Raw genomic sequence first — 23,713 nt, forward strand, 5'->3', positions numbered from 1 at the left:
GCACCGCGGCCGCGGCGTACCCCTCGGCCACCTCGCGCGCGATATTCGGCCCGGCCAGGATGCCGGCCGGATGCCCGACCAGCAACTCGCCGCCGACCTGGCACGGCTGTTCCGCACCAAGCGGTTTCGCACCTACACCACCGATGATGTGGTCGGCGTGGAGATGGCCGGGGCGTTGAAGAACGTCTACGCGATCGCCGTCGGCATGGGCTACTCACTGGGCATCGGCGAGAACACCCGCGCGATGGTGATGGCCCGCGCGATCCGCGAGATGTCCAAGCTCGGTGAGGCGACCGGCGGGCACCGCGACACGTTCGCCGGCCTGGCGGGCATCGGCGACCTCATCGTCACCTGCACCAGCCAGCGCAGCCGCAACCGGCACGTCGGCGAGCAGTTGGGGGCGGGCAAGCCGATCGACGAGATCATCTCGTCGATGAACCAGGTCGCCGAGGGCGTCAAGGCCGCGAGCGTCATCATGGAATTCGCCGATCAGTACGGCATTTCGATGCCGATCGCTCGCGAGGTCGACGCCGTGGTCAACCACGGCTCCACCGTCGAGGACGCCTACCGCGGCCTCATGGTCGAGAAGCCCGGCCACGAGGTGCACGGCGCCGGATTCTGACGACCCAACGGCTCGCCGAGCGTCGCGAAGGTGCCGGTTTCCGGGTGATTTCCGTTATCGATACGACGCTCGGCGCCCGCTATCAGTTGAAGAACGGGTTCGTGCCCTCGGGCCGTTCCAGCAGCGGATCTCGGCCGCCATTGATGATGTAGCTGCCTGCCGGGCTCAGCACGAACCCGGACTGGTTGCGGCTGTCCGAGCACGTCGTGACGTCGCCATCGCTCCCGCAGCTGACGGTCTGGAAGCTGATCCGCGAGCCGGCCGGAAGCGGGTTGGCGTCTCCGACGACGGCGAACACGTCGCCCGTCGTCGAGGAGAACTGCGGAACGCCAGGGCCGCCGCTGACGAAGTTGGCACCGTTCGGCGCACCGGGAAGCGCGCCGCTGCACCCATAGCCACCGTTGCGCTGCAGCACGCACGTCAGCCCATCCGGGGTCTTGAACGCGTACCAGTTGCCGTCCATCTTCGCGAAATCCGACAGCTTCACCGGCGCGAGCGCATTGACATTCGGCGCCGGTGGCGTCGGCGGCTCAGACGGCTGGGCCGCGGCGATACCCTGCGCGCCGACGAGGGCCGCCGCCGCAGCTCCGATGACACCGATCAACGCCCTGTTCAGCACGGTTCACACCCTAAGGGGTGACGGCAGTAATCGCAGCACACGACTGTCATCGCCGCAGGTCGGCGGGTTGTTACCGGGTGATTTCGGTGCACTACCTATCGATGGGCGACAGGTAGCGCACCCAAGTCGACAAGATCGATCAGTAGTAGCCCGGTCCCCGGCCGGCCATCGACTCCAGGCGCGCGATGCGGTCGCCGATCGGCGGGTGCGTCGAGAACAGCTTGCCGATCTTCTCGCCGGCCCGGAACGGGTTGGCGATCATCAGGTGCGCCTGATCGGCGAGCTTGGGGTCGGGCGGCAACGGCGCTTGCTCGACACCGACGCTGATCTTGCGCAGCGCGCTGGCCAACGCCAGCGGATCGCCTGTCAGCTCGGCACCCGACTGGTCGGCCTGATACTCCCGCGAGCGTGACACCGCCAGCCGGATCACGGTCGCGGCTATCGGACCTAGCATCGAAACCAGCAGAATCGCAAAGGGATTCGCGCCGCCTTCGCGGTTACCGCCGAACAGCGTCGCGAAGTAGGCGATGTTGGCCAGCGCGGTGATGACCGCAGCCATCGCGCCGGCGACGCTCGAGATCAGGATGTCGCGGTTGTAGACGTGCGAGAGTTCGTGGCCCAGCACCGCGCGCAGTTCGCGTTCGTTGAGGATCTGCAGGATGCCGGTCGTACAGCACACCGCGGCGTTGCGCGGATTGCGGCCCGTGGCGAACGCGTTCGGGGCATCGGTATCGCTGATGTACAACCGCGGCATCGGCTGACGCGCCGTCGTCGCCAGTTCGCGCACGATCCGGTACATGACCGGAGCCTGCATCTCGGTGACCGGTTGGGCGTGCATCGCCCGAAGCGACAGCTTGTCGCTGTTGAAGTACATGTAGGCGTTCATGCCGACGGCGAACAGCACCGCCAGGCCGATGAGCGCGGTATTGCGGAACAGCGAGGCGATGAACACGATCAGCGCCGAGAACCCCACCAGCAGAGCGAACGTCTTGGCGGTGTTCGCGTGCGGATGCCAAGTCATCGCTTCCTCCTTCAGACCCAGAGACTCCGATGAGTCAACGGCTAGTCAGGCTCCGCAAGTTCCGGCTGTTCAGCCGTGCCGGTTCACGGTGTAGTCCACCAGCGTCGCCAGGGCCTGGCGACCGGGTCCGTCGGGCAGCTGCGCGAGCTCCTCGCGGGCCTGCACCGCGTACTGCGCGACCGTCTCCTTGGCCTTTGTCATGCCGGGCGAGGCGCGCAGCAGCCGCAGCGCCTCGGCCAGGTCGTCGTCGTTATCCACCGGCCCGGCGAGCAGCTCGCGCAGCCGGTCGGCGTCGGGGCCGTCGCCGCGCAGCGCGTACAGCACCGGCAGCGTGTGCACGCCTTCACGCAGGTCGGTGCCGGGCACTTTGCCTGACTCCTCCGGGTCGCTGTCGATGTCGATGATGTCGTCGGAGATCTGGAAGGCCGTTCCGACGATGCCGCCGAGGCGGCTCAACCGCTCGATCTGCTCCTCGTCGGCGCCCGAGAACGTCGCCCCGAACCGTCCGGAGGCCGCGATCAGGCAGGCGGTCTTCTCGTAGACGACCTTGAGATAGTGCTCGACGGAGTCGACGTGCTCGGCCGCGCCGCGGGTCTCGCGCATCTGACCAGTGACCAGCTGGGCGAACGTGTCGGCGATGATCCGTACGGCCTCCGGGCCCAGCCGGCTGACGAGGCGCGACGCGGTGGCGAATAGGTAGTCGCCCGCAAGGATCGCGATGTTGTTGCCCCAGCGGGCGTTGGCGCTGTCGGCACCCCTGCGGACCTGCGCCTCGTCCATCACGTCGTCGTGATAGAGCGTCGCCAGGTGGACCAGTTCGATGACCGCGCCGGCCACGGTGACCTGCCAGGCGTCCGGGTCCGGGCCCAGCCGGGCCGAGAGCACCGTGAACAGCGGGCGGAACCGCTTGCCGCCGGCCTGGAACAGGTGTTGCACCGCCTCGGCCATCAGCTCGTCGGCTTTGCCGAGCTCAGTGGCCATCAAGTCCTCGATGCGGGCGACCCCGTCGCGCACTTCCTGCGCGAATTCGGGATCTCCGAAGTCCACCCCGGCTACCACCGTCGCTGGCGTCCTCACCCTGCCAACATACTGGGAACCATGGACTTACCGGCGGGTTGGGCCCACGGCCGAAGGCGAGGGGAGAGCGATGGGCCCACGCCCGGAGGGCAGGGGACGACCGGGGGATCGATGAAGGCGGACGTGGTCGTGGTCGGGGCCGGGCCCGCGGGTTCGGCCGCCGCTGCGTGGGCGGCGCGCAACGGCCGCGAGGTGCTCGTCATCGACAAGGCGCAGTTCCCGCGCGACAAGGCCTGCGGCGACGGGCTGACCCCGCGCGCAGTGCTGGAGATGCAGCGGCTCGGCCTGGGTGCGTGGCTGGACGGGCGGGTGCGGCACCGGGGTCTGCGGTTGTCCGGCTTCGGCGCCGACGTCGAAATCGCGTGGCCGGGCCCGTTGTTCCCGTCGACGTCGAGCGCCGTTCCACGCACCGAACTCGACGACCGCATACGCATGGTCGCCGTCGACGAGGGCGCCAAGATGATGCTCGGCGTGAAAGCCGTTGACGTGCACCATGATTCCTCCGGCCGGGTGGAGTCAGTGGTGCTCGACTCGGGCGCCGAGATCGGATGCGCGGAGTTGATCGTCGCCGACGGCGCCCGCTCGACTCTGGGCCGCGTGCTGGGCCGCGAGTGGCATCAGGAGACGGTGTACGGCGTGGCGATCCGCGGCTACATCGCCACGCCGCGGGCCGCCGAACCGTGGATCACATCTCACCTGGAACTGCGCTCGCCGGAGGGCAAGGTGCTGCCGGGATACGGCTGGATCTTCCCGCTGGGCAACGGCGAGGTGAACATCGGCGTCGGCGCGCTGGCCACGGCGAAGCGACCGGCCGACGCCGCGCTGCGGCCGTTGATGTCCTATTACACCGGCGTGCGTCGCGAGGAGTGGGGCTTCGTCGGGGAGCCGCGCGCCCCGCTGTCGGCGTTGTTGCCGATGGGCGGCGCGGTCTCGGGTGTGGCCGGGCCCAACTGGATGCTGATCGGCGACGCTGCGGCCTGCGTCAATCCGCTGAACGGCGAGGGCATCGACTACGGGCTGGAGACCGGACGGCTGGCGGCAGAACTGCTGGGCACCGGCGATCTCTCGCGGGCGTGGCCCGCAGTGCTCTCGGCGCACTACGCGCGTGGGTTCTCGGTCGCCCGCCGGCTCGCGTTGCTGTTGACGTTCCCGCGGTTCCTGCCGTCGACGGGACCGCTCGCCATGCGGTCGGCGGCGCTGATGAACATCGCGGTGCGGGTGATGGGCAACTTCGTCACCGACGAGGACGAGGACTGGACCGCGCGGGTGTGGCGCGGGGCCGGCCGGCTGTCGCGGCGTATCGACGAGCGGGCGCCGTTCGCCTAGTCGCCCTGGCCCCGTTCGAGCAGCTTCACCGCGACGCCGGGCTTCTCGTTCGTCTGGGTAGATGCCGTGAGCCCCAAGGCAATCAGGACATCGGCGGTCGTGATGAAGAGCCCGATCCAGTACGCCCACCTCACCGTCGGATCCGGCTGGGACGTGAAGTACATGATGAGAAAGATCGGCCCGACGATGCCGAAGACGAACATCATGCCCTGAAACATCAGGTAGCGCTTGAACGTCTCCATATCGCAGGCAGAATAACGCGGATGGCCGCCGTGTACCGGGCTCCGATGCGATCCCGCAGTGACGACATCGACCCGCAGACGTCACTCGACAGGGCGCTGGCGACGGGCGTCGTCGGTTTCGGTGACGTGGGTTTCGGCGAGCGGCTGGCTCGGCGTATCGAACGGTTCGCGGATGTCGAAAACGGCGCGTTCGTGTGGACCCGCGACGCCGACGGGCTCTACTGGCTGGGGCGCATCGACGGCCCATACCGCCGTGACGACGACCCAGACGCCGTCGCGGTTGACCTGGTGCACGTTCGGCCGTGCCGCTGGCTCGGCGAACCGATACTCGAACCCGACGTTCCCCCAGCGGTTCTCGCGACCTTCGGCCGCGGCGGACGAAACTTTCAGCAGACGCACGACCCCGGCGTCGGGCCGCAGACGGAGCGACTCTGGGCCACCCGGAGCGACGAGGATTCATAAGCAGGCTAACTGTAAGCCCAGCTAGATTACCTATTTTCAGCGTCGCGCAGGGATTACCCTGAAGCGCAACGGCGTTCACACAGGCATCGGCGGAAGGAAACCAACGATGCTCGCTCTCACGGTTCGGCCGGCGGTCGCGGCGTTCGCGCTCGGCGCTGCCGCGCTGTTCTCTGCCCCCGTTGCGCCCGCATTGCCGCAAGGACCGTGTCAGGACGTGCCTTACATCGGGGTGTGCACACCGTATCGAGGTGCGACCGGAAAGCCGTCGTCGAATGCCAAGTCCGAACCGCCCCTACCGGCAGTCAACAGCGCTCCATCGGGCAACGGCGGCCAACAGGCCGCGATCGCGGCCGACGAGGATTAACCCAACGATTTCGCGAATCCGCTGACGTCGCGGATGGATGCGTCGAACACCTCGGGCATGTAAGCGCCGCAGAGCAGGTCTCCGCCGTGACAGGTGCCCGCGACCACTCGACCCACCGCGGGTACGCCGGCCCGCACCAAGCGGCGGTAGTACGCCAAACCCTCGTCGCGAAGCGGGTCCAGCTCGTTGACCGAAATAACATGGGGCGGTAAACCGTTGAGCTCCTCATCGCTGGCCACGGACGCCCAGCACGTCGCGTCGTCGGCATGGGAACCGTCGGGGTTGTAGATCGAACCCAGCAGCGCGAGCTGTTGGCGACTGACGAAGTACTCGTCGTTCTCGGCCAGCGACGGCAAATCATCACACTCCTCGAGCCAGCGGTTGGAAATGTATGGGCACTGCGCGTAGAACCCGGCGATCTCGTCCAGCCAGCCCTCACGTTTGGCCTTGTGCGCGACGGTCAGTGTGAGGTTGCCACCGCCGGACTCCCCCGACACGATCAGATGGGCGACACCGAGTTCGGCGCGATGGGCGGCCACCCAGCGCACCGCGGCGGCACAGTCGTTGAGACCGGCCGGGAAAGGATGCGGACCGAGTTCGCCTCCGGAGTTGCGGAACTCGACGCCGACCACGACGAGGCCGGTGGCGGCGAGGCATTCGCGGATCCTGATGTAGCCGATGTCGGCCGCGCTCCCGAGCGCCATCCCGCCTCCGTGCAGATGCACGACCGCGGGCAGCGGGTCGCTCGCATCGTCGGGGCGGCTGACGTAGAGCGTGATGTCGTTGCCGTCGGGCCCGGGGATCGTCGTCGTCGACGTGGCCACGCCGGACACCTCGGGCAGATCCTTGGCCATCGCTTCGAGGATCGCGCCCATTCCCTGCTCGCTCATGGTCGCGAACGCGATGCGTTCCTCGAGCGGTGAGTCGACGGTCAGCGGCGCGGCCGGCAGCCGGCCGTCGAGGCCGAACTGTGCGAACGCCTTGACCATTCGCGGGTCTGCGCGGGGATCGGTGGCGAGGGTGGAATCCGGGTCGACCAAACGTCCGTGCATGCCCAGACCGTAGCGCGCCGCCGCGGTGCCCGACCGGCAATATCAGCGCAGGGGTTTGGTGGCGGCGTGCAGGGCGACGATGCCGCCGGTGAGGTTCCGCCAGCGCACCGACGACCAGCCGGCGTCGGCGATCTGATGCGCCAGCTGCGTCTGGTCGGGCCATGCGCGGATCGACTCCGCCAGGTAGACGTAGGCCTCCGGGTTGGAGGACACCGCCCGGGCGATCCTCGGCAGCGCCTGCATCAGGTACTCCTTGTACACCGTCGCGAACAACCTGTTCGTCGGAGTGGAGAACTCGCACACCACCAACCGTCCACCGGGCCGGGTGACGCGCGCCATCTCGCGCAGACCGGCCACGTGGTCGACGACGTTGCGCAGGCCGAAGCTGATCGTCACCGCGTCGAACACACCGTCGCCGAACGGCAGCCGCGTCGCGTCGCCTGCGACCTTCGGCACGTCGCGTTCGGCCCCGGCGGCCAGCATGCCGACGGAGAAGTCCGCGGCCACGCACCACGCCCCCGAACTCGCCAACTCGACCGTCGACACAGCGGTGCCCGCCGCGAGGTCGAGGACCTTGTCCTGCGGCCCGATGCCCAGTGCGGCCCGCGTCGCTCGCCGCCAGAACCGGTCCTGACCCAGCGACATCACGGTGTTGGTCAGGTCGTAGCGCCGCGCCACCGCATCGAACATCGACGCCACATCGCGAGGGTTCTTCTCCAGCGTCGCGCGGCTCATGAGGCCACCGTAGCTGTGAAGATGCTTCAAGCGGGAATGCAGAGCCTGCCGACAGGGGATATACGAGCATGAGCGAAAAGGTTTGGTTCATCACCGGGACATCGCGGGGCTTCGGACGCGAATGGGCGATCGCGGCGCTGGAGCGCGGCGACAAGGTCGCGGCCACCGCCCGCAACGTCTCCTCGCTGGACGATCTGGTCGAGAAGTACGGGGACGCGTTGCTGCCCTTGGCGCTGGACGTGACCGACCGCGGGGCGGACTTCGCGGCGGTCAAGCAGGCCCACGATCACTTCGGCCGGCTGGACATCGTCGTCAACAACGCCGGCTACGGCCACTTCGGCTTCATCGAGGAGGTGACCGAGCAGGAGGCGCGCGACCAGATCGAGACGAACGTCTTCGGCGCGCTGTGGATCACCCAGGCCGCGCTGCCGTATCTGCGAGCGCAGCGCAGCGGGCACATCATCCAGGTGTCGTCGATCGGCGGGATCGTCGCTTTCCAGAACGTCGGCATCTATCACGCGTCGAAGTGGGCGCTGGAAGGTTTCTCACAGGCGCTGGCCCAGGAAGTGGCGGCGTTCGGCGTGCACGTCACGTTGATCGAGCCGGGCGGCTTCGCGACGGACTGGGCGGGCTCGTCGTCGCGGCGGTCGACGCCGCTGCCCGACTACAAAGAGGTGCACGAGGAAGCCGACCGTATCCGCAGCCAGCGGGTGACCAAGCCGGGCGATCCGCAGGCGTCGGCGCGGGCGCTGCTCAAGGTCGTTGACGCCGAAAACCCGCCGCTGCGGGTGTTTTTCGGTGAGTTGCCGCTGCAGCTGGCCAAGGCCGACTACGAGAACCGGCTCAAGACGTGGGAGGAATGGCAGCCGGTCGCCATCGAGGCGCAGGGCTGACGCTCGCGAGAGTTATGCGACGCGGCGGTGCCGTAGGCCGATGACGGCCTCGTAGTGCGCCAGGAGTTCATCGCAGACCGACGGCCAGGTCCGGGTCAGCACGCTGCGGCGCGCGGCGATCGAATAGCGTTGCCGCTCGTCAATCAGATGATCGACGGAGTCGGCCAGGCGGTCCTCGAACTCGGCGACCTCGAGCAGCAGCCCGGTGCGGTAAGGAGCGATGAGGTCTCGCGGTCCGCCGGCGTTCGGAGCGACGATCGGCAGCCCCGACGCCATCGCCTCCTGGACGGCCTGACAGAAGGTCTCATGTTCACCGGGATGCACGAACACGTCCATGCTGGCGTACGCTGCGGCCAGCTCTGCGCCGTAGAGCGCACCGGTGAAAACAGCTGAGGGAAGAAGCTTTTCGAGCTTCGACCGGTCGACACCATCGCCGACGACGACCAGCTGCAGATCGTCCCGGCGTGCCAGCACCGCCAGGCGCTCGACGTGCTTCTCCGGGGCGAGCCGCCCGACGAACCCGACAATCGGCCTGCCGAGGGGCGACCACCGGTTCCGCAGGGCGTCGTCACGCGCCGAGGGCGCGAACCCGGTGATGTCGACACCCCGTCCCCACGGGTACACCCGCGGAATGCCGTGCGTCGTCAGGTCTTCCATCGCGGCGGTGGACGGCGCGAGGGTCCGGTCGGCGCGGCTGTGCAGGTGCCGCGTCCACGCCCATGCGGCGCGTGCGGTGAAACCGACGCCGTAGCTCTCGGCGAATCCCGCTACGTCGGTCTGGAATACGGCCACGGTCGGCACGCCGAGGCGGCGAGCGGCGTGCAGGCCCCCGTAGCCGAGCAGCGCCGGCGACGCCAGATGCACGACGTCGGGCTCGAATCCCCGTAGCACACCGACGATCCGGGGCCGCGGCACGCCGAGCGGCAGCGACGTGACTTTTGGGAACATTCGCGACGGCACACGGTGCACGCGGACGCCGTCGTGCACACGGTCCGCGGGCGGCTGCCCGCGCGGGTTGTCGGGAGCGATGACGAGGCTTTCATGCCCGGTGCGACGCAGGTGTTCGATCACCCGCAGCACCGAATTGGTGACACCGTTGACATTCGGGAGGAACGATTCTGCGACGATTGCCACGCGCACGCCGGAATCGTCTCAGCGCGACCTGTCGCGGAGGTTGCACACAGGCATCTGGCACACGAAAAGCTGGTGCGCCAACGGGCGCTGCGAAGCATTCCCGTCGAGTATCGTGCGGACCAGAGAAAGGGCGGTTGACATGCGAATCTCCCGGGCACTAGCGGCCGTGGCGTTCATCATGGCGCTCGCCGCCGTCGGCTGCACCAGCCACGTCGCAGGTACCGCACAGCGCGATCCGGCGCAACCTCCGCTGAAGGTCAGCGAAGACGGTTACGGCGTTGTCGCCGGTTTCGACGACGCCCCGGCCCGCATCGAGATCTTCACCGAACCGCAGTGCAGCCATTGCGCCGACCTGCAGGCCGATTTCGGCGACCAACTCGCTTACTACATCGGCGTCGGTCAACTGAACGTCACCTACCGTCCGTTGATCTTCCTCGACGAAGTGAGCCATGGGTACTCGGCGCGGGTGAGCAACGCGCTGTTCCTCGCGACCGGAAGCGGTGCGACGGGCACGCAGTTCCAGCGGTTCGTCGAAGAGCTTTGGGCCCACCAGGATCCGGGCGGACCCGGACCGAGCGACGACGAGATGGCCGACATGGCGCGCGCAGCGGGTATGCCCGACAAGGCGATCAAGCGGATCGCGAGCGGCGGGTCGGCGGTCAATGTTCCGGAGATGGACGAGAACAACTTCGGATTCCTGTTCGACGTCGATCCCGGAGCCGCTGGGACGCCGACGGTATACGACCTGGTCTCCAGCGAGAAGCTCGACATCTACGACAACGACTGGCTCGACAAGCTCATCCAGTCGTGACTTCGGCGGCCGGCTCCGGAGCAGGAGTCGTGCGCCGCGGCCGTCGGCGCTCGATCAGCGTCACCCCGGCCAGCGCGGCGCTCGCGATCAGCCAGCCGACCACCGCGATGGAACTCGCCGGGATGATCGCCAACGCCGCGTTGCGATGTTGTACGCGAACGAGATCCGGGTTGTTCTTGTCGTACTCGACATAGATGTTCATCCCCGTCTCGAGTTCGGACGGATAGAGCACGCCCAGCTCGGGCCGGTATGTCACGCGATCGGGAGTGACGAACTCGATCGTCGACCGGCGCGGTCCGGCGTCGAGCACCTCGGCGGCGGCCACCCCCATGTGCCGCGAGATCTGGCGGTCATTACGCCACGCGCCCAACACCATCAGCACCGACTGCAGCGTCACCAGGCACGCGACGATCACGATGCCCACGCGGATCCGGCGGAACACCCGTTGTCGGCGCGACTCGTTCGGGTCGGCGGTGAGCCGGGGCAGGAGCCGGCGCGCCCACCGGGTGGACGTGGCGAGGCTGTGCACGACGGCCGCACTCACCAGCGCAAGTTTGTTCGCCCCGCTCACAGGGCCGCCTTGATCGATGCGTGCAGCGCTCGCAGCGACGACCGGTCGGCCTTCACCTCCAACACCCGCATCCCGTCGTGCGGTTCGTTGAGCGCCTCGACCAGGTCGTCGGCCTCCAGCTGTCGGCTCTCCACGTGATACGCCCGGCACAACGCGCCGACGTCCACGTCGTGCGGTGTGCCGAAGATCCGTGACGACACGTCGGAGAACCTCGGATCGCCCTGTTCGAGCAGTTCGAAGATGCCGCCGCCGTTGTCGTTGGATACCACGACCGTCAGGTTGCGCGGCGTCGGCTCCGTCGGACCGATCAACAACCCTGAACTGTCGTGGACGAACGTCAGGTCACCCAGCAGCGCGATCGTCCGGCCGTCATGCGCGAGCGCGGCGCCGATCGCCGTCGACACCGTCCCGTCGATACCCGCGACGCCCCGGTTCGAGCGCACCTTCAGCCCATGGGTGTCCAGGCCGACGAGTGCGGCGTCGCGCACCGGGTTCGACGCCCCCAGCACCAGCTGATCGCCGGGCCGGACGGCGTCGGCCACCGCAGCGGCCACGTGCAGACCGGTCTTGAGCGGATGCGCCCGCAGCTGAGAGCGAACCGCCTCTATCGCGTGCCGGTGCACCTCGGCACACCGGTCCAGCCAAGAGGAGTCAGGAGCGCCCGTGGTGACGGCGCGGGTGCCGGTGGCCTGCGAGTTTCCCGACACATCGGGCCAGCGGGGGCCCGTGGTCAGCGCGTAGACCGGCACCGACGGATCGGCCAGCAGCGCCGAGACCGGCCGGTGCAGCGTCGGGCGGCCGAGCATGATGACCTGCTTGGGCCGCACCAGCCGCAGCGCGAACGGATGCAGCGGGTTGTCGGCGGGCGGTGCCGTCGGCTCGGCCACGGTCGGCAGAGCGGCGAGGTTCGGGTGCTCGCCCGCACCGTGCCCGGCGATCACGACAGTGTCCGGGGTCAGATCGATGTCGAGCGGCTGGTCGAAGGTCACCGGCGGGGTGTGCGTCCACGGCTTGCCCCCCGGCCTGCCCTCCGGAACGTAGGTCACCGACTCGTCCGCATCGGGTACTAGCGGCTCCCGTAGCGGAATGTCGAACTGCACCGGACCCGCATTCGCGGATCGAGAACCTCTGGCGGCCACCAGGATTCGGCACACCGCCGAACGCCACTGCGCGTTGAGCGAATCGAGGTGTTCCGGGGCCTCCTCGGCCAGGCCCAGGCTGATCGACGCCCGAACCTGCGTGCCGAAATACCCCAGCTGTTCGAATGTCTGGTTCGCGCCGGTGCCGAGCAATTCATAGGGCCGGTTCGCGCTGAGCACGACCAGCGGGACCCGTGCGTAGTTCGCCTCGACGACGGCCGGTCCGAGGTTGGCCACCGCGGTCCCCGACGTCATCGCGATGCAGACCGGGGCGCGTTCAGCGATCGCCAGCCCGATGGCCAGAAAGCCCGCGGTGCGCTCGTCGATCCGGACGTGCAGCCGCAACCGGCTGGCGCGGTCGGCGTCCTGCAGCGCGAAGGCCAAAGGGGCGTTGCGCGAGCCCGGGCACAGCACGACATCCCGTACGCCGCCGCGAATCAGTTCGTCGACGACCACGCGAGCCTGCGCGGTCGAGGGGTTCACCACTACAGCCTATCGGCGAAGAAATCGAGCGCCGCTCTGTTGACCTTCTCTGGATGCTCGAGGAAGCCGAGGTGACCGGCGTCGGGAATCTCCACGTAGCGGCCGTTCGGGATGGCGTCGGCGACCTCCCGGCTCAGGTGCGGCGGGAGCACCAGGTCGTCGGCGAACCCGATGACCAACGTCGGCGCCGTAATACTTCGGTAAGCATGCAGCCGGTTGCCCTGCGGCCGGACCTCGATCTGCGCGCGCCCGCCGGGTGTCAACTTGCTGGGCCACATCGTGAACATGTCGATCCAGTCGCGCACCTTGGCGTCATCGTTGAGAGTCTTAGGTGAAAAATTCTCCAGCAGACGGATTTTCGCGTCGTACATCGTGGGCAGCACGACTCCGGAATCGAGGAAGTCACGTTCGGCGGCGCGGAAGAATCCGCGGGTTCGATCCTCGCGGCCGCGTGTGGCCATCAGCACCGCCCGGTCGACCAGTTCGGGCCGGGCCACCATCAACTCTTGCGCAATGAAGGACCCCATTGACACCCCCACGATGCGCACTGGCGCGGCGTCGAGCTTCTCGATCAGCGCCGCCGTGTCGGAGACCATCGTCTCGGTGGTGAAGCCGCTGGCGTTCTCGGTGGCGCCCACACCGCGGTTGTCGAACGTGATGCAGCGGTAGCCTGCGCGCTGGAACGCGGGCACCTGATTCAGGTGCCAAGTTCTGCCCGCTCCGCCGTGACCGGCAATGAACAGGACCGATGGGCCGCTTCCGCGATCGTCGTAGGCCAGATTCACTCGAACGACGGTACTCAAGTCTCCGACGGAGGACGCGCCCCGGGCCGACCGGTGAGTTCGTGCATTTCGCACGACATGCGCGTAGCATCAACACCACCCCCCCTCGACGACTCCGAGGAGAAATGTGAAATGAAGATCGCCATCAGCGGCGCCGGCGTCGCCGGACCCGCCTTCGCCCACTGGATGATGCGCGCCGGCCACGACATCACCCTGATCGAGAAGGCACCGACCTTTCGCACCGGCGGCTACCTGATCGACTTCTGGGGCCTCGGCTACGCCATCACCCAGAAGATGGGCATCGAGGACGACCTCCTTGCGGCCGGCTACCGCGTGCGCGAGCTGCGCATCGTCGATGACGTGGGCCGGGCGTCGGCGCGGCTGCGGGTCGATCCGCTGCGCCGGGCGGTCGGCGACCGCTACGTCAGCCTGGCCCGCGGCGACCTGGCTGCCGCGATCTACCGGACCGTCGAGCACGACATCGAGACCGTCTACTCCGAGAGCATCACCGCTGTCGACAACCGACCCGACTGCGTGACGGTCGAGTTCGCGCACGGCCCTTCGCGGCAATTCGACATGCTGATCGGCGCTGACGGTTTGCACTCCAACGTCCGGGCGCTGGCCTTCGGCCCCGAAGCGGGCTACGAGCACTACCTGGGATGCCAGGTCGCGGCGTGTGTGCTCGACGGTTACCACCCAACCGACGACCTGGTGTACGTGACGCACAATGTGCCGGACCGTCAGATCGGCAGGTTCACGCTGCGCGGCAACCGCACCCTGGTGCTGTTCATCTTCCGCTCGTCGACGCCCACCCTGCCCGCAGACCTCGATTCCTGTAAAGCGTTGCTGCGCAGGGAGTTCGCGGACGCCGGTTGGGAGTCGGCGCGGATTCTCGAAGCCCTCGACGGCGTCGACGACATCTATCTCGACGTGGTCAGCCAGATCCGCATGGACAGATGGTCGGCGGGACGCGTCGCGCTGATCGGAGACGCGGCGGCGTGTGTCTCATTGCTGGCGGGCGAGGGCACGGGACTGGCCATCGCCGAGGCGTACGTCCTCGCCGGTGAGCTGAACCGGGCGGGCGATGACATCGGCGCCGCGTTCGAGGCTTACGAGAGTCGGCTGCGCGGCTTCATCGAGGCCAAGCAAGATGGTGCCCAGCGGTTCGTCTCCTTCTTCGCGACCCGCACCAAGCTCGGTATATGGTTGCGCAACTTGGCGATACGCACCTTCGACATTCCGCCGGTCGGAAACCTGGTGATGAGCCGGACCCTGCGCGACGACATCACGCTGCCGGAGTACGAGCTGCCAGAGCTCAAGCCACGAAGATGACGCACGACGGCGCGCGGTCGAATACCGTTGCGGGACGGGAGGAAGCGATGCCGTCGACCAACAGACCCGCCGGAGCCGACTTGTCGGAGCTCGAGCGCGCCACCCGCGGGCTGCTCGCGCTGAACGTGTCCGCGCTCGAGCAGATGGAGCAGCGGATCGGCCTCGCGCCGCTGCGCGCGCTGCAGGCCCTGGATCGGCTGGGCCCGAGCCTGGTCACCGAACTGGGTGACGAACTGGGACTCCTGCCGTCCACCGCGAGCAGGCTCAGCGACCGCCTCGCCGACGCCGGTTACATCACCCGTCGCGTCGCTCCCACCAACCGCCGCGCCACGCTGCTCGAGTTGACCGACGCAGGACGTGCGGTACTCGACGAGCTGATCGGGCTGCGCGTCGAGGCGTTCGGCGCGGTGACCCGGCGCATGACCGAGGCCGACATCGCGGCGCTGATGCAAGGTGCGCGCGCCTTCACTGCAGCCCTTGAGGAGCTGACCGAGCGCTCACACGCCGACGGCTGAGCGCTACGCCGTCACCTCGGTGAATGCGACGACCGGGATGCGCCGCCTTCCGGCGCGTTTCTCGTAGTCGGCGTAGTTCGGCACGAACTGCTTGGCCAACCCGAACAGCCGGTCGCGCTCGGCCCCGGTGGCCTCCTCACCGACGAACGTGCCCCGGTAGCCGCGCGCGGACAGCGTCACCCGCGGATTGGCTTCGACGTTGTCGAACCAGGCCGGATGCCGGTCGCCGCCGTAGTTGGAGGCGATGACGATCACGCGTCCGGCGTCGGTGAAGTAGGTCAGCGGTGTGCTGCGCTGCTGGCCCGACTTGGCGCCGGTGTGCGTCAGCAGCACCTCCGGGAGCACCAGTGACATCGAGACGTGGCCGTTGGTCAGCTTGATCACCGCGCGGTCGATCCGCCAGCCGATGCGGCCCAGGAACCATCGGGCGGGCGCCGTGCCCATCAGGCGGGCGCCCGCGCGGACCAGCGGTGTCGGCGGATCGGGTCGGACTTCGGGTATCCCCATGCTCGCGACGGTATCTCAGCGGCGCCCACCCGCCGGCCGTCAGCGCGCCGAGACCGCCTTCTTGCGCACCCGTTGCAGCGCGGCGGTCCACAGCAGCGCCACCGTCGGGGCGAGCTGCCCCTGCTTGACGGTGTCGCGGCTCAACAAGGTCGACGCGGTCGCCTTGGTGGCGGCCGACGCCTTCGACATGTGCCCGGAGTCGTAGGGCGGTTGCGGATCGTATTCGATGGCGAGTTGCACCGCCTTGGCCTTGGCATCGCCCGCGATCTGCCCGAACAGCCACAGTGCCAGGTCGATACCGGCCGACACCCCGGCAGCGGTGACGATCTTGCCCTCGTGCACCACCCGCTCATCCGAGACCGTCTCGACGCCGAAGGGCTTGAGCATCGGCAGCGCCATCCAGTGCGACGTCGCGCGACGCCCGTCGAGCAGGCCGGCCGCGGCCAGGATCACCGACCCCGAGCACACCGAGGTGGTCCAGACCGACGTCTCATGCGCCCTGCGCACCCAATCGAGCACCCGCTCGTCGCGGGCGTGCTGGAAGCTCGTCAAGCCTCCGGGGATCAGGATGATGTCGGGCGACGGCGTCTCGTCGAACGAGTGCGTGGCGCCGACGAGCAGCACCCCGGAGTCCGCCTCGATCGGCCCCGGTTCGTGCCAGACGAAGCGCACCTCGGCGTCGGGCAAATTGCGCAGCACATCGTAGGGGCCGATGAAGTCGAGCGCGGTGTACCCGGGGTACACCATGATGGCGATCTGGGTCATGGGTTGTCTCCTTGTCAGGCGAAGGTCTTGCGGTATTGGTCGGGCGAGATGCCGAGGCGGCGAACGAAGTTGCGTCGCAGCGATTCGGCGCTGCCGAACCCGCAACGCGCGGCGATCACGGTGACGGTGTCGTCGGACTCTTCGAGCTGGCGGCGGGCGGCCTCGGTGCGGATCCGTTCGACGTAGGCGCCCGGCGCCTCGCCGACCTCCTCGGTGAACAGCCGCGTGAAGTGCCGCGGGCTCATCGCTGCGCGGCGTGCCAGCTCGGTGATGCTATGCGCCCCACCAGGTTCGGTCTCGATCGCCTCCTGCACCTCGCGGATCGGCGCCCTCTTGGCGCGCGGCATCCACACCGGCGCGGCGAACTGTGTCTGGCCGCCCGGCCTGCGCAGGTACATGACGAGCCAGCGGGCGACGGTCTGCGCGACGTCGGTACCGTGGTCGTCCTCGACCAGCGACAGCGCGAGGTCGATACCAGCGGTGACACCGGCCGCGGTCCAGGTGCGCTCGTTGCTGCGCACGAAGATGGGTTCGGGATCCACTGTCACCATGGGAAATTCGCGCGCGAGTCGCTCGGTATAGGCCCAGTGTGTGGTGGCGGTGCAGCCGTCGAGCAGGCCGGCCTCGGCGGCGAGGAAAGCGCCCGTGCACACGCTGACGATCCGCCGGGTATTCGGCGCGACCGTCTGAATCCAGTTCACCACGTCGAGGTTGGCGCGGGCTTCGTGCACACCTACTCCGCCGGGCAGCACCAGCGTGTCGACCGGTTGCCGCGGATCCGGCAGGGGTTCGGCGACGAGCGCGAGGCCGGTGCCGGTGGTCGCGGGTTCACCGTCGAGGGTCACCACCCTGGCGTCGTATCCCTCGCGCCCGTGCTCCTGCACATATCGGGACGCACCCGTGAACACCTCGAACGGTCCGACCAGGTCAAGAGCCTGGACACCGGCGAAACCGAGAATCACCACCGATCGCATGAAACCCAGTGTTGGCCACCGGGGCGGTGGCGTCTACGCCATGTATCCCACAGATCAGGACATGGGGTTCAAAGCCGCGTGAGGCGACCCAGCAGCCGTTGGAACATGAGCGCGGCGTCAGCTCACCACACGGGCGGGGCGGACTGGTGATTGGTGTCAACGTGTCAATGGAAGGCACACGCGCACGCGTTCGATCCACCATCGCCGCCGTTCCGGCGACGCGGCCAGCGCAGCAAGGCGCGCCGGGTCGGGCACCACCGGACGGATCGTCAGGTATCCGTCCTCCGCGGGCACCGGTTCGGCCACGTCGTCGACGAACAACCCGCCCGTACCCAGGCCGCACGCATATCGGAGCTGCGGAAGCGCTCCGGCGGCCAGCAGACCGCGGCCGATCCCGACGGCGGAATCGAGCGCGCTGGAGACGACGACGGGGATGTCGATCTGCTCGGCGATCGACAGCAGCGCCCGCACCCCACCCAGCGGCGCGACCTTGAGCACCGCGACATCCGCGGCCTTCTCACGTACCACGCGCAGGGGGTCGTCGGCCTTGCGGATGCTCTCGTCGGCGGCGATCGGAACATCGACGCGACGTCGCAGCTCGGCCAGTTCCGCCACCGTGGCGCACGGCTGCTCCATGTACTCCAGCGGTCCGTCCGCGGTCAGCGCCGTCGCCGCCGTTACCGCTTCGTCGACGCTCCAGCCGGCGTTGGCGTCGACCCGCACCGTCGGCGCCACCGCGCGCACCGCGTTGACGCGCGCCACGTCGTCGGCCAGCGACTGCCCCGACTCGGCGACCTTCACCTTCGCCGTACGCGCGCCCGGGAAGCGGGCCAGCACCTCTGGCACCCGCGCGGCCTCCACGGCGGGGACGGTCGCGTTGATCGGGATCCGATCGCGGCGCACCTGTGGGGCCGGCTCGTAGGCCGCCTCGAGGGCGGACGCCAGCCAGTGCGCGGCCTCGGGCGGCTCGTATTCAAGGAACGCCCCGAACTCGCCCCAGCCGGCCGGACCGTCGATCAGTGCCACCTCGCGGACCGTGATGCCACGGAACCGGACCCGCATCGGAAGCGCCACCACATGCAACCGATCGAGGACGTCGTCGAGGTGCGGCATGCGGACCATCCTGCCGGGTGGAGATCGGGAGGTTTACCGATCACGATTCCCGGCTACCTTTCAGTTGCTTAACTAATTGTGATTCGTCCTAGGAGCACATCGTGCAACTGAAGACCTTGGCCCCGACCGCGCTGGCGATGACGGCGACGGCTGTCGTCGGCGGGTTGGCCAGCAAGGACTCGCAGTCCTTGTGGTACGCGAAACTGCGCAAGCCCCCGTATCAACCACCGGCGCAAGCCTTTCCGATCGTCTGGCCGATTCTGTACGCCGACATCGCCGCGACTTCGGCGGCGACCCTCGACGAGCTCGAGCGTCGCGGTCAGACCCGCGAGCGTCGCCGTTACATCGCCGCGCTCGGGGTGAACCTCGTGCTCAACGGCAGCTGGTCGTGGTTGTTCTTCAACCAGGGCAAGCTCGCCACGTCGGCGGTGGCGGCGGGTGCGCTCGCCGTCAGCAGCGCCGACCTGACGCGCCGTGCCGTACAGGTGCGGGGTGCCCAAGCGGCGCCGCTGGCCTTGTATCCGCTGTGGTGTGCGTTCGCGACCGTGCTGTCGTCGCACATCTGGTTCCTGAATCGACGCCGATGAAGCTACTGGAGATCCCTCGCCAGGTCGCGGAGTCGGTGTTCTCGCTCGTTGGCATCCGGGTGAGCACCGAGGAACCGCACCACCTGACCACGAAACTGTCCGACCGGGTGGAGATCCGCCGGTACGGACCCCGCATCGCCGCCGAGACCACCGTCGACGCTGACGAGGACCGCGCCAGGAACATCGGCTTCCGCCGCCTGGCCGGATACATCTTCGGCGGAAACCACCGCGACGAGGCCATCGCGATGACCGCGCCGGTCAGCCAGCAGTCCCGCGAGAAGATCGCGATGACGGCGCCGGTCGCGCAGGCCCACGCGGACGGCAACTCGACGATTCGCTTCTACATGCCGTCGAAGTGGACGCTGGACACGCTGCCCGCGCCGGATGACGACAAGGTGCGGTTGATCGAGGTGCCCGGTGAGACCGTCGCGGTGCTGCGCTTTACCGGCGACCGCAGCCCGCGTGCCGTCGCCGAACGCACGCGGGAACTCTCGGAGATCCTGCGCGCCAACGAAATCGAAGCTATCGGACCGCCGCAATCGTGGTTCTATGACCCGCCGTGGACGCTGCCGTTCCGCCGCCGCAACGAGATCGCGATCCCGGTACGGCCGACCGACTAGACCGTCGCGCGGTCGCGGTTCTCCCAGTACGGTTTGCGCAGTTCTTTCTTGAGAATCTTCCCGGTCGGGTTGCGCGGCAGCTCATCGGTGATGTCGACGGTCTTCGGGCACTTGTACGCGGCGAGCCGCTCCCGGCACCAGGCGATGATCTCCTCCGGTGCCACCGAATCTTCCACCGAAACAACGGCCTTGACCACCTCGCCCCACTTGTCGTCGGGCACGCCGATCACCGCGACATCGGTCACCGCGGGATGTTCGGCGATGACGCGCTCGACCTCGATGGAGTAGATGTTCTCTCCGCCGGAGATGATCATGTCCTTGAGCCGGTCCTCGACGAAGATGTATCCCTCCTCGTCGATGCGGCCGATGTCTCCGGTGCGGAACCACCCGTCGTCAGTGATCGCCTCGGCCGTCGCCTCGGGCTTGTTGTGGTAGCCCTTCATCAGTTGCGGTGTGCGGAACCACAATTCGCCCTGCTGGCCGGCGGGCACGTCTTGTAGCGTATCGGGGTCCACCACCCGGACCTCGGCGCCCGGGATCACCCGGCCCGCGCTGACCAACCGCTCCTCGGCGCCGGAGCGGTGGTCTTCGGGCAGCAGCTGACTGATCACACCGCACACCTCGGTCAACCCGTATACCTGGATGAAATCGGTGTTGGGCCAGGCTTCCAGTGCCGCCCGCAGCAGCGGCAACGGCATCGGCGACGCGCCGTAGACATACGTTTTCAGGGCGCCGAACAACTTGACCGCATCCTCGCCGGACTCCAGCACCTTGGCCAGCACCGCCGGCACGAGGAAGGTCCGGTTAGCACCCTTGAGGATTGCGCCGGCCAGTGCCGCACCGTCGACATCGCGCGTCATCACGGTGGGCACGCCGTCGTGAATGCCGAACTGCACGTACGACGATCCACCGACGTGGAACAGCGGCATCGATACCATGCTCTTGTCGCCCTCGTCGAAGGCCCAACCGTTGTGCGCGTGGATCGTGTGCGCGATCAGGTTGGCCTGGGTGATCTGCACGCCCTTGGGGCGTCCCGTCGTGCCCGACGAGTACATGATGATCGCGACGTCGTCGGACTGGACGTCGTCGCCGCGCCCGGCCTGCGGCGCGTCGGCGAGCAGCGCCTCGTATTCATCACCGTCGCCGCCCTCCGGGGTGACCTCGACGATCTTTTCGACGTTGATGAGCTTGTCGCGGATCTTGTCGATCGTCGGCTTCAGCTCGGTGCCGACGATCAGCAGCTTGGCGCCCGAGTCGTTGAGCACGTAGTCGAGTTCGTCGGCGGCCAAGCGGAAGTTGATGATCGCGTTTGCCGCGCCCAGCGATGCCGCGGCGACGGTCAGCTCGACGCAGGCGGGGTGGTTCTTGTCCAGGAACGCCACCACGTCACCGCGTTTGATGCCGGCTTGTCGAAGCGCGCCGGCCAGTCGGCGGACCCGGTCGTTCCATTCGGACCACGTCCAGGTGCGCTCGAGATAGGTCATCGCCTCGGCGTCGGGCTTGGTTTCGGCCCAGTGCGCGAGCCGTTCGTCGAGAAATCGCGGGTCATGCAGGTCAGACATGCCATGAAGGGTGCCATGACCGCCGTTCGGTCAGACCGCTTTCGGGTAAACCTGCCGCCCCGCAAGGAAGGTCGCGCGGACCTCGAGATCGGCGATCTGCTCGGGCGGGACGTTGCGCGGGTCGGCCGAGAGCACCACCAGGTCGGCGTACTTGCCCACTTCCAGCGAGCCGACCACGTCGTCGGCGAACAACTGGTAGGCGGCGTCCAACGTCTGCGCCCGGATCGCCTGTTCGACCGAGATGCGCTGTTCGGGTCCGATCACGCGCCCGCTCGGCGCGGTGCGCGTGGCCGCGACACTGATGTTGCGCAGCGGTTCCTCCGGGGTGACCGGCGGATCGTTGTGCAGCGAGATCCGCATTCCCGTGGCGACCGCGGATCCGCAAGGCATCCAACGGCTTCCGTGTTCGGCGCCGAACAATCCGTCGGCGATGATGTCGCCCCAGTAGTGGATCTGGTCGACGAAGATGCTGCACACCACACCGAGGGAGTGCGCACGTTGCAGCTGATCGTCACGGATGGCGCCGACGTGTTCGAGGCGCAGCCGGTGGTTGTCGCGGGGCCAGCGCCGCAACGCCTCCTCGTAGACCTCGAGGATCGTATCCACGCCGGAGTCGCCCTGCACGTGGCACGCCATCGCCCAGCCCTTCGGAAAGTAGGCGTGCACGATCTCGGTGAGCTGTTCGCGGGTGTAGTTGGCGCATCCGCACGAACCGGGCGCGACGCCGATGGTGCGGGTGGCGTCGGTGTCGAGGTACGGAAACGACAAGTCGATGTTGCCGATCCACGGTGAGCCGTCGACCCATATCTTGATGCCGACCTGGCGCAGTAGATCGTCACCGTTGCCCGGTGTCGCGTCGGTGGACATCTGGGCGTTGGAGATCTCGTATAGCCGCAACCGCACGCTGAGGTCGCCGCGTAGCCCCTCGATCACCGGGCGGAACACCGGGTCGAACGCCATCTCCGAACAAGTGGTCAGCCCGGCCGCGTTGAGCCGCTGCAGTTCGGCGTGCAGCATCGCCGGGTAGTCGGTCGGGTCGATCACCCCGGCCAGCAGGCTGAACACCGCGGCGGTCTCCTCGGCGGTGCCGTCGAGGTCGCCGTGGGCATCGCGGCCGTAGCGTGCGCCCTTGGGGTCGGGGGTGTCGCGGGTGAGCCCGAAACGCCCCGCGGTCGCGCTGTTGAAGTAGGCCTTGTGTCCCGAGTTGTGCACGATCACCAGCGGGTCGTCAGGTGCGATACCGTCGAGCCACGCCAGCGTCGGCTCCGGTAAACCGGCTTGCAGCAACGGATCCCAGCCGTTGAGGTAGGCACCGTCCGGACCGCGCTTGGCGACCTCCGTCCGGATCGCGGCGACCACGTCATCGGCGGCGGGCAGTGTGACCGGCCGGATGTCGACCATCCGCTCGGACAGCACGATCGCCTCCATCAACGGATGGCCGTGCGCCTCGACGAAGCCCGGCATCACGCAGCCGTCGACGTCGCGGGTATCGGTGGCGGGGCCGATCCAGTCGTCGATCTCGCTGCGGCTGCCGACCGCGACGATGCGCCCATCGCTCACCGCGAGTGCCTCGGCGGTCGGTCGGTTGTCATCGACGGTCAGGACGGTCCCGCGGATGACAAGGTCAGCGGCCGGCATCACGCCATCTTCGCAGTCTTGGCGGGAAGCCGGCGAAGTTTTTTCGCGGTTCATGTCCAGCGCCCAGCGAGATTCCGCTCGCCTTATCAACGGGGCCGCGGTGTTTCACTCGGCGACCTAGGCGACCTTCGTCAAAGTGAAACCGCTTTGGTAGGTCGCCCCGGCCGGATCGCCACAAGCCGCGGCATCCTGCGTGTTGACGGCGGTTCCCTCCAACGTCACCGCGTCGAACGAAAACGCCACTGTGCCCGGAACAGTCACACTGTCGTTCGGGGGCTTGCACCGAATCGCCTGGGCGTACTGGACGGCCATGTTCCAGCGGCCGTTGTCCAATAGGGCCCGTCCGCCGTACGGCGTGACCCTGGTATCGGTGACAGGCGTGACGGCGACGTCGGCGCATCCTGAACCGCACGGCGTGATCACCCACGTGTTAACTCTGCCGGTGTCGGAGTGATAGGTGTAGGTGCCGCTCAGTTCGCCCGGGGCTTGTGGAGAGCCGCCGGCCCAAGCGTTGCCGACCGATCCTATCGCCACGCCGGCGCCGATGATGCACGCTGCGGACAGCGTGCGAGTGATGGTCATGCTGTTCCTCTCGTTTGAGGCTGGTTCCTCGTTGCCCTGGCCGGGTGGTCGCGACGAAACGCTCTGCGTCACTTGGCGTCATACGTGTCCCGGCATTCCTCCCATCCCAGCTATACCGCCCACACCGCCGATGTGGCCCATGCCTCCCATACCGCCCACGCCCCCCATACCGCCGATATCTCCCC

At 68.0% G+C, this 23,713-nt stretch carries 27 protein-coding genes; 10 read left to right on the forward strand and 17 right to left on the reverse strand.

Going from position 1 to position 23,713, the window contains the following annotated elements; all coding sequences use genetic code 11:
* The coding region (locus tag A5650_RS07800; RefSeq protein ID WP_353615183.1) for an NAD(P)H-dependent glycerol-3-phosphate dehydrogenase at positions 1-622 on the forward strand (622 nt) is incomplete at its 5' end.
* Between the two features lie 82 nt (positions 623-704).
* Here A5650_RS07800 and A5650_RS07805 read toward each other — a convergent pair.
* The 3 genes from A5650_RS07805 to grcC1 form a co-directional block, all read right to left on the reverse strand.
* Positions 705-1,241 carry a hypothetical protein gene (locus A5650_RS07805; protein ID WP_067288553.1) on the reverse strand — a complete coding sequence of 179 codons (537 nt, stop codon included), beginning with the start codon at positions 1,239-1,241 and terminating at the stop codon, positions 705-707.
* 139 nt (positions 1,242-1,380) lie between these two features.
* Positions 1,381-2,262: a zinc metalloprotease HtpX gene (htpX, locus tag A5650_RS07810; protein WP_067086263.1), complete on the reverse strand. Its 882-nt coding sequence runs from the start codon at positions 2,260-2,262 to the stop codon at positions 1,381-1,383.
* Between the two features lie 69 nt (positions 2,263-2,331).
* Entirely contained in the window at positions 2,332-3,339 is a 1,008-nt protein-coding gene (gene grcC1 / locus A5650_RS07815) for a nonaprenyl/(2E,6E)-farnesyl/geranylgeranyl diphosphat synthase (RefSeq protein WP_197501815.1), read from the reverse strand.
* 111 nt (positions 3,340-3,450) lie between these two features.
* On the opposite strand from grcC1, the gene menJ reads away from it, so the two are divergent.
* Entirely contained in the window at positions 3,451-4,665 is a 1,215-nt protein-coding gene (gene menJ, locus A5650_RS07820) for a menaquinone reductase MenJ (RefSeq protein ID WP_067288559.1), read from the forward strand.
* On the opposite strand, the gene A5650_RS07825 is transcribed toward menJ, so the two are convergent.
* Positions 4,662-4,907, reverse strand: a complete 246-nt coding sequence (locus A5650_RS07825) for a hypothetical protein (RefSeq protein WP_067288562.1) — start codon at positions 4,905-4,907, stop codon at positions 4,662-4,664. The genes menJ and A5650_RS07825 overlap by 4 nt on opposite strands.
* A 21-nt stretch (positions 4,908-4,928) precedes the next feature.
* Between A5650_RS07825 and A5650_RS07830 the strand changes: the two genes are divergently transcribed.
* A complete protein-coding gene (locus tag A5650_RS07830; protein WP_067288565.1) occupies positions 4,929-5,369 on the forward strand; it encodes a hypothetical protein in 441 nt (146 codons plus the stop codon).
* Between the two features lie 106 nt (positions 5,370-5,475).
* Positions 5,476-5,733: a hypothetical protein gene (locus A5650_RS07835; RefSeq protein ID WP_067288569.1), complete on the forward strand. Its 258-nt coding sequence runs from the start codon at positions 5,476-5,478 to the stop codon at positions 5,731-5,733.
* Here the strand turns inward: A5650_RS07835 and A5650_RS07840 are convergent.
* Together A5650_RS07840 and A5650_RS07845 are read right to left on the reverse strand one after the other, a co-directional pair.
* Positions 5,730-6,785 carry an alpha/beta hydrolase gene (locus A5650_RS07840; protein WP_067288573.1) on the reverse strand — a complete coding sequence of 352 codons (1,056 nt, stop codon included), beginning with the start codon at positions 6,783-6,785 and terminating at the stop codon, positions 5,730-5,732. The two genes, A5650_RS07835 and A5650_RS07840, sit on opposite strands and share 4 nt — an antisense overlap.
* A gap of 42 nt (positions 6,786-6,827) precedes the next feature.
* The gene (locus tag A5650_RS07845) at positions 6,828-7,520 is read right to left on the reverse strand and encodes a demethylmenaquinone methyltransferase (RefSeq protein WP_067288576.1); all 693 of its coding nucleotides are present in this window, start codon (positions 7,518-7,520) and stop codon (positions 6,828-6,830) included.
* A gap of 68 nt (positions 7,521-7,588) precedes the next feature.
* On the opposite strand from A5650_RS07845, the gene A5650_RS07850 reads away from it, so the two are divergent.
* Positions 7,589-8,413, forward strand: a complete 825-nt coding sequence (locus tag A5650_RS07850) for an SDR family oxidoreductase (RefSeq protein ID WP_067288580.1) — start codon at positions 7,589-7,591, stop codon at positions 8,411-8,413.
* 12 nt (positions 8,414-8,425) lie between these two features.
* On the opposite strand, the gene A5650_RS07855 is transcribed toward A5650_RS07850, so the two are convergent.
* Positions 8,426-9,553, reverse strand: coding sequence for a glycosyltransferase family 4 protein (locus tag A5650_RS07855; RefSeq protein WP_067288583.1), 1,128 nt, complete (start codon positions 9,551-9,553; stop codon positions 8,426-8,428).
* A 133-nt stretch (positions 9,554-9,686) separates the two neighbouring features.
* Here A5650_RS07855 and A5650_RS07860 point away from each other — a divergent pair, with 133 nt between their 5' ends.
* Positions 9,687-10,358: a DsbA family protein gene (locus A5650_RS07860; protein ID WP_067288585.1), complete on the forward strand. Its 672-nt coding sequence runs from the start codon at positions 9,687-9,689 to the stop codon at positions 10,356-10,358.
* Here A5650_RS07860 and A5650_RS07865 read toward each other — a convergent pair.
* The 3 genes from A5650_RS07865 to A5650_RS07875 are packed head-to-tail and all read right to left on the reverse strand — an operon-like array spanning position 10,345 to position 13,336.
* Positions 10,345-10,902 (reverse strand): DUF3592 domain-containing protein, encoded by a 558-nt coding sequence (locus A5650_RS07865; RefSeq protein ID WP_067288628.1) that lies wholly within the window; start codon positions 10,900-10,902, stop codon positions 10,345-10,347. The genes A5650_RS07860 and A5650_RS07865 overlap by 14 nt on opposite strands.
* A gap of 23 nt (positions 10,903-10,925) precedes the next feature.
* Entirely contained in the window at positions 10,926-12,551 is a 1,626-nt protein-coding gene (menD, locus tag A5650_RS07870; RefSeq protein WP_067288631.1) for a 2-succinyl-5-enolpyruvyl-6-hydroxy-3-cyclohexene-1-carboxylic-acid synthase, read from the reverse strand.
* A gap of 2 nt (positions 12,552-12,553) precedes the next feature.
* Positions 12,554-13,336 (reverse strand): alpha/beta fold hydrolase, encoded by a 783-nt coding sequence (locus A5650_RS07875; RefSeq protein WP_067288588.1) that lies wholly within the window; start codon positions 13,334-13,336, stop codon positions 12,554-12,556.
* Between the two features lie 129 nt (positions 13,337-13,465).
* Here A5650_RS07875 and A5650_RS07880 point away from each other — a divergent pair, with 129 nt between their 5' ends.
* Both A5650_RS07880 and A5650_RS07885 read left to right on the forward strand, forming a co-directional pair.
* A complete protein-coding gene (locus A5650_RS07880) occupies positions 13,466-14,665 on the forward strand; it encodes an FAD-binding domain (RefSeq protein WP_067288591.1) in 1,200 nt (399 codons plus the stop codon).
* Positions 14,662-15,180: a MarR family winged helix-turn-helix transcriptional regulator gene (locus tag A5650_RS07885; RefSeq protein WP_231992566.1), complete on the forward strand. Its 519-nt coding sequence runs from the start codon at positions 14,662-14,664 to the stop codon at positions 15,178-15,180. The genes A5650_RS07880 and A5650_RS07885 overlap by 4 nt, the downstream gene beginning before the upstream one ends.
* 3 nt (positions 15,181-15,183) lie before the next feature.
* Here the strand turns inward: A5650_RS07885 and A5650_RS07890 are convergent, their stop codons facing one another.
* From A5650_RS07890 to A5650_RS07905, 4 genes are all read right to left on the reverse strand, one after another.
* On the reverse strand, positions 15,184-15,687 hold the full coding sequence (locus tag A5650_RS07890; protein WP_067288597.1) for a nitroreductase family deazaflavin-dependent oxidoreductase: 504 nt from the start codon (positions 15,685-15,687) through the stop codon (positions 15,184-15,186).
* Positions 15,688-15,726: 39 nt separating this feature from the next.
* The gene (locus tag A5650_RS07895; protein WP_067288602.1) at positions 15,727-16,452 is read right to left on the reverse strand and encodes a DJ-1/PfpI family protein; all 726 of its coding nucleotides are present in this window, start codon (positions 16,450-16,452) and stop codon (positions 15,727-15,729) included.
* 14 nt (positions 16,453-16,466) lie between these two features.
* Positions 16,467-17,426, reverse strand: a complete 960-nt coding sequence (locus A5650_RS07900) for a GlxA family transcriptional regulator (protein ID WP_067288605.1) — start codon at positions 17,424-17,426, stop codon at positions 16,467-16,469.
* Positions 17,427-17,582: 156 nt separating this feature from the next.
* Complete coding sequence (locus A5650_RS07905; RefSeq protein WP_197501816.1) at positions 17,583-18,539, reverse strand: o-succinylbenzoate synthase; 957 nt, start codon at positions 18,537-18,539, stop codon at positions 17,583-17,585.
* A 101-nt stretch (positions 18,540-18,640) separates the two neighbouring features.
* Between A5650_RS07905 and A5650_RS07910 the strand changes: the two genes are divergently transcribed.
* A complete protein-coding gene (locus A5650_RS07910) occupies positions 18,641-19,126 on the forward strand; it encodes a TspO/MBR family protein (RefSeq protein ID WP_067288611.1) in 486 nt (161 codons plus the stop codon).
* Positions 19,123-19,746: an SOUL family heme-binding protein gene (locus A5650_RS07915; RefSeq protein ID WP_067288614.1), complete on the forward strand. Its 624-nt coding sequence runs from the start codon at positions 19,123-19,125 to the stop codon at positions 19,744-19,746. Before A5650_RS07910 ends, A5650_RS07915 begins: the two co-directional genes overlap by 4 nt.
* Here A5650_RS07915 and A5650_RS26705 read toward each other — a convergent pair.
* From A5650_RS26705 to A5650_RS07930, 3 genes are all read right to left on the reverse strand, one after another.
* The gene (locus tag A5650_RS26705; protein ID WP_067288618.1) at positions 19,743-21,308 is read right to left on the reverse strand and encodes a long-chain-fatty-acid--CoA ligase; all 1,566 of its coding nucleotides are present in this window, start codon (positions 21,306-21,308) and stop codon (positions 19,743-19,745) included. The two genes, A5650_RS07915 and A5650_RS26705, sit on opposite strands and share 4 nt — an antisense overlap.
* A 30-nt stretch (positions 21,309-21,338) precedes the next feature.
* Positions 21,339-22,946, reverse strand: a complete 1,608-nt coding sequence (locus tag A5650_RS26710) for an amidohydrolase (RefSeq protein ID WP_067288621.1) — start codon at positions 22,944-22,946, stop codon at positions 21,339-21,341.
* Between the two features lie 117 nt (positions 22,947-23,063).
* A complete protein-coding gene (locus tag A5650_RS07930) occupies positions 23,064-23,528 on the reverse strand; it encodes a hypothetical protein (protein ID WP_067288624.1) in 465 nt (154 codons plus the stop codon).
* Between the last annotated feature and the right edge of the window lie 185 nt (positions 23,529-23,713).

It is taken from the genome of Mycobacterium sp. 1164985.4, assembly GCF_001668575.1.
Taxonomy (GTDB): Bacteria; Actinomycetota; Actinomycetes; order Mycobacteriales; family Mycobacteriaceae; genus Mycobacterium.